The sequence below is a fragment of the Testudinibacter sp. 'clade 2' genome, from assembly GCF_006227735.1.
Taxonomy (GTDB): Bacteria; Pseudomonadota; Gammaproteobacteria; order Enterobacterales; family Pasteurellaceae; genus Chelonobacter.
Window position 1 is genome coordinate 1 of sequence record NZ_VDHB01000165.1, and the last position, 5,481, is coordinate 5,481.

The window sequence follows — 5,481 nt, forward strand, 5'->3', positions numbered from 1 at the left end:
TAGGGTCTGTTGATGTTTTGAGTATATTATTTGAGCTAAAACTAATCCTTTTAGCCTAGCACGGCAAAGCCGTACTAGGTTACGCATAGATCAGCCGCTTTGCGGCTGCTTCAGAGAGGCAAAGCCTCTCATCAATGCTTAACCGATTGCGACCGTAGGTCGCTGTCGGATAAAATTAGGCTATCGGCTGGTTAGTGGCTCGGCTGGGCATCCTCCACCGGTGCCGGAGCGCTGTCTTGCTGTAACTCCAAGGCGTCCCAAACACTGGGTTGTTTTTCAACAGAACTTTCGACATCACTTGGCGTAGCATCCTGAAGTGAGGTTGCTGCCGCTGGTGCTGCACCGCTCGGAACGACTGCCGAGGCGGAGGCACAAAAATTCTGGTTTTTATCCGTCCACACTGGAATCGTGCGGCTGCTGTTGCAATTCCAGCTGCCGTAATCATTAATGCCAACCCATTGCAGATTATCGGATTTGGGTAAATTTAATACCGTTGGCGGCATCAAACTGAGGTATTCACGATATACGCTGAGTGCGCCACTGGCACCGGTCAAGCCGGTTTTGCCGTTGTTGTCACGTCCCAACCAAACCGTGGTAACATTTTCACCGTCAATACCGACAAACCAAGTATCACGCGCCTCGTTGGTGGTGCCTGTTTTGCCGGCTAAACGGTATTGGGCAAAATTTTGTTGCAAACTGCGCCCGGTGCCACGCTCTACGGCTTGCTGCATCGCATACAACGTTTGAATCGCCGCCTCTTCCGCAACCACTTGTTGCGGCTCGAATGCCCGCTGATAAATTACTTCGCCGTTGCGTTGATACACACTTTCAATCGCAGAAAGCGGAATTTTTTTGCCTTCATTGGCGATCACTTGATACAGTTTGGTCACGTCATAAGGCGAAATCGAATAAGAACCTAGCAACATCGCAGGCACTTTTGGAATTTTAATTTGATCCCAACCCATCGCCTGCTGCACATCGATCACTTTATCCAAGCCCACTTTCATCCCGATGTTGACCGTCGGTACATTTAATGAACGTACCAATGCATCTAACAGCATCACCGAGCCACCAAATTTATTATCATAGTTGCGTGGCTGCCAGTCGGCACTGCCTTTGATTTTAATCGTCAAAGGACGGTTTTCAATCGGGGTATTCAGCCGAAAATTTTGTGGTTCTAATAAAGCGGCGAGATATATCGGCGGTTTTACCAACGAGCCGATTTGACGCTGTGAACGTAACGCACGGTTGAAGCCGGCATATTGGGTTTGTACGCCGCCAACCATTGCCAACACGGCGCCGTTGTGATAATCCGCAACGACGATTGCCGATTCCAAATCGGCAATTTTTTGTTTTACTTTTAACTGTTGCACCGCATTGATCAAGGCGCGCTCGGCAGCACGTTGTTTCTGGCTGTCTAAGGTGGTGAAAATGCGTGCGCCGGACAGATTATTGGCTTTGGCTTCGCCCAATTGCTGTTGCAGATCTTGTTGTAACAACTGCATAAATGCGGGTTGTGATTTGCTAATTGAGCCGCGAGTCTGCACTCCAAGCGGGCGTGCACTGAGCAGATCATACAATTTTTGATCGATGATCGCGTGTTCCAACATGGTTTTCAGCACCACATTGCGCCGTTGCAAAGCATTATTCGGGTTGCGCCACGGGTTGTACAGCGACGGACCTTTCACCATACCGACCAATAACGCAATTTGGTCGAGGCTGATTTCTTGCACCGGACGTCCGAAAAAGAACTGGCTCGCCAAAGCGAAGCCGTGAATTTGGGTGTCACCGTCTTGCGCCAGATAGACTTCGTTCAGATAGGTTTCTAAAATACGATTTTTATCGTAACGGGCATCCATCAGCACCGCCATTAACGCTTCGTTCACTTTACGCGTTAGACTACGTTCATTGCTTAAAAACAGATTTTTCACCAATTGTTGGGTCAAGGTGCTGCCACCTTGCACTGTTTGTCCGGCTTGAATATTGGTGATCAAGGCGCGGCTAATCCCCAACAGACTCACGCCATCATGTTGATAAAAACGGCGATCTTCCACCAACAACAGGGTATCGATTAATAAGCGCGGATATTGATGCAATGGTGTTGCGAGGCGATCTTCATTGTTGGATTGCAACATCGCAATCAACTTGGGGTCAAAACGGAATTCATCAACGGCACGGCGGTTGACTAAATCTTCGATAACGTTCAATCTATTTTGATTAAAACGTAGCCGCAATACACGCTGTGGCTCGGCACCGTCCGGGAACGGAAAAGCACGGCGGATTAACACAATGCTGTCGTTTTCCACTTTGAAATCGCCCGGTGTGCCTAATAAGTTGGTTTGGCGGTAACCGTTGTCCAGTAATAGGCTTGTGATTTGATTCAGCGAATCACTGTCGGAGCGGCGCACACTTTGAATATTACCGTAAACTTCCGCCGGCAGTTGCCACAATTTGCCGTCCATTTTGGAACGAATCTGTCCGTCCAAATAGATCAAATAAAACGCCACACAGCAAAGTGCGGTAAAACCGACTTTCAGCCCGAACATCAGGCAGTTCTGACGGTTAAAACGCCTTTTTGGTGCGGATTCGTTTTTTTTAGCAGCGGTTGAATTTGGCATTGTCTTTTTTGCGGCAGTCATGCGTTTCGGTTTCTTGTGTGTAAATGAGTGCAAATTGTATCATAGCCGACACCCAAAACCGTAACAAATATCAACAGACCCTACATTTAACTCTTGTTTTTAATACAATCGTGCAAGGCGTCGGCAAGCTTGTCGAAGTGGAATTCAAATCCGGCCTTGATTAAACGGCAAGGCAAAATATTTTGACTGTCCAGCAGCAGTTGCGCCCGTTCGCCGAACACCAGTTTGAGCATAAACGCCGGCACAAAGGCAAAGTGCGGTCGGCGCAAGGTGTTAGCCAAAGTGCGGTTAAACTCATTGTTGCGCACCGGATTCGGGCTACACAGGTTAAATGCGCCTTGGCAAGTCGGGTGATTAAGCAGAAATTCAATTGCTGCCACCATGTCTTGGCGGTGGATCCATGCCCAATACTGTTTGCCGGAACCGAGCTTGCCACCCAAACCGCACTTATACAGCGGCAGCATTTTTGCCAATGCACCGCCGTGCGTTGACAGCACATTGGCGGTGCGCAGCAGGCAGGTACGGCTGTTGGCTTGCAGCGCCGCTTGTTCCCATTGATAACAGAGTTGCGCCGGAAATTGATCGCCTTTCGGATTGTCTTCACTGACCGCACTTTCGCCATTATCGCCGTAATACCCCACGGCAGAACCGGAAATAAAGCTGTGCGGTGGCGTTTTGCCGGCATTAATCAGTTCGACCAAGCGCTCGGTGATTTTGATGCGGCTGTCGATCAGCTGTTTTTTCTGCTCATCGTGCCATGCCTTGTCAAAAATCGGCTCGCCGGCGAGGTTGATCACTGCATCATATTGATCGAAACTGGAATAGCTGTTTAAGGTCGGTACAAATTCCAGATCCAAATCGGGAAATTTTGTGCGAGCTTGTGCAGGATTGCGGCTTAACAGGGTCAGTTGATGCCCTTGCGACAGCAAAGAGCGGGTGAGAACCTGTCCGATAAGACCGGTGCCGCCGGTGATAAAGATTTTCATATCCACTCCTCCAAATTAAACGTTGCAGAATACCGTTTTAGGCAATTAGACAGAAAAAAGCAAGCGGCAAAAGGCAAAAACTAAAGCGAGGTCTCAAATAAATATTGAATATTCGACATTAAGCGGGTGATTTCGGTGTTACGGGTCGGCGTGATGAAAACCGTGTCGTCACCGGCGATCGTACCCAAAATACCTTCGTTTTTCCCCATTGAATCCAGCAAACGAGCAATTAATTGGGCGCCACCGGGGCTGGTGCGAATCACAATCACCGCTGCGTTGTGATCGATATCCAATACTAGATTTTTCAGCGGGCTGCTGGTGTGTGGCAAACTGAGTTCCGGCGGCAGGCAATAGACGGTTTGCATTTTGGAATTACGAATCCGAACCGCACCGAATTTCGCCAACATACGCGATATTTTCGATTGATTGACTTGGTTAAAGCCTTGTTGTTGTAATGCCTCAACAATTTCACTCTGAGAGGCATATTTCTCCTCGGCGAGTAGCGAGCGAAAAGCATTGCTTAAAGAATCCGGTTTGTTATCCATGTTCATAAAATTATGGTTATCATATTATGGTTATCATAGCTGTGCTAAGTCATTACTATGCAAAAAAATTGCATAAATATTGCATATGATTCTGACAAAAAGCAATCAAAATTTCCAATAGCGTCGATCTCGCTGTCGGTTTTGTGAGCGGTGAAGGCCTATAGAGGAAAACGCAGGGTGTTATTTTTAACAAAAGTATGCTCAAGCTCTCAATATTGAACTTATCTATTTGAATCACCAATTCAAACGCCTTACACTTAACGACAGTTTAATTCATTTTTTATTGATTAATTTCTAAGGAGTTTCTGAATGAAAGTAGCAGTTTTGGGCGCCGCAGGCGGTATCGGTCAAGCACTGGCATTATTGCTTAAATTACAATGTCCGGCAGGAACAGAACTTTCCCTTTATGATATTGCACCGGTCACGCCGGGCGTTGCAAAAGATATCAGCCACATTCCAACGGCGGTTAAAGCCTCAGGTTTTGCCGGAGAAGATCCGACTCCGGCACTGGTCGGGGCGGATTTGGTGTTGATCTCTGCGGGGGTGGCGAGAAAACCGGGTATGGATCGTTCTGATTTATTCAATATTAACGCCAGTATTATTCGCAATTTGGTGGAAAAAGTGGCTGCCACTTGCCCGAAAGCCTGTATCGGCATTATCACTAATCCGGTCAATACTACGGTGGCGATTGCAGCAGAAGTGCTGAAAAAAGCCGGTGTTTACGACAAGAATAAACTGTTTGGTGTCACCACATTAGATGTGATCCGCTCTGAAACCTTTGTTGCTGAATTGAAAAATGTTGCCTTGGATAAGGTGAAAGTGCCGGTGATCGGCGGACATTCCGGCGTGACGATTCTGCCATTGCTGTCACAAGTGGCTGGCGTGAGCTGGAGCGATGAAGAAGTGGCAAGCCTGACCAAGCGCATTCAAAATGCCGGTACTGAAGTAGTGGAAGCCAAAGCCGGTGGCGGATCAGCAACATTGTCAATGGCACAAGCCGCAGCACGTTTCGGTATTTCTGTACTGAAAGGGTTGAGTGGCGAAAGTGCGGTTGAGTACAGCTATGTTGAAGGCGACGGCAAATATGCCCGTTTCTTCGCTGAGCCGGTGCGTTTAGGCAAAAACGGCGTGGAAGAAATTCTACCAATTGGTCCATTAAGTGCTTTCGAACAGCAAGCGATTGAAGACATGCTGCCGACCTTGAAAGCCGATATCGAATTGGGCGAGAAATTTGTGAATAACTAAGTTCGATTCGTGATGTTATGAAGAGAAGCCGCTACTATTGTTAGCGGCTTTAGACTGCTGACAAAG

The 5,481-nt window shown here is 47.7% G+C and carries 4 protein-coding genes; 1 reads left to right on the forward strand and 3 read right to left on the reverse strand.

What is annotated here, in order from left to right; genetic code table 11:
- Positions 1-191: 191 nt before the first annotated feature.
- The 3 genes from mrcB to argR all read right to left on the reverse strand — a co-directional run bounded on the left by mrcB (position 192) and on the right by argR (position 4,170).
- Positions 192-2,546 carry a penicillin-binding protein 1B gene (mrcB, locus tag FHQ30_RS11630; RefSeq protein WP_139612236.1) on the reverse strand — a complete coding sequence of 785 codons (2,355 nt, stop codon included), beginning with the start codon at positions 2,544-2,546 and terminating at the stop codon, positions 192-194.
- Between the two features lie 179 nt (positions 2,547-2,725).
- Entirely contained in the window at positions 2,726-3,625 is a 900-nt protein-coding gene (locus FHQ30_RS11635) for a TIGR01777 family oxidoreductase (RefSeq protein ID WP_139612234.1), read from the reverse strand.
- Between the two features lie 80 nt (positions 3,626-3,705).
- Positions 3,706-4,170 carry a transcriptional regulator ArgR gene (gene argR / locus FHQ30_RS11640; protein ID WP_139612235.1) on the reverse strand — a complete coding sequence of 155 codons (465 nt, stop codon included), beginning with the start codon at positions 4,168-4,170 and terminating at the stop codon, positions 3,706-3,708.
- A gap of 309 nt (positions 4,171-4,479) precedes the next feature.
- Here argR and mdh point away from each other — a divergent pair, with 309 nt between their 5' ends.
- On the forward strand, positions 4,480-5,415 hold the full coding sequence (gene mdh / locus FHQ30_RS11645) for a malate dehydrogenase (protein ID WP_139612233.1): 936 nt from the start codon (positions 4,480-4,482) through the stop codon (positions 5,413-5,415).
- The last annotated feature ends 66 nt before the right edge of the window (positions 5,416-5,481 follow it).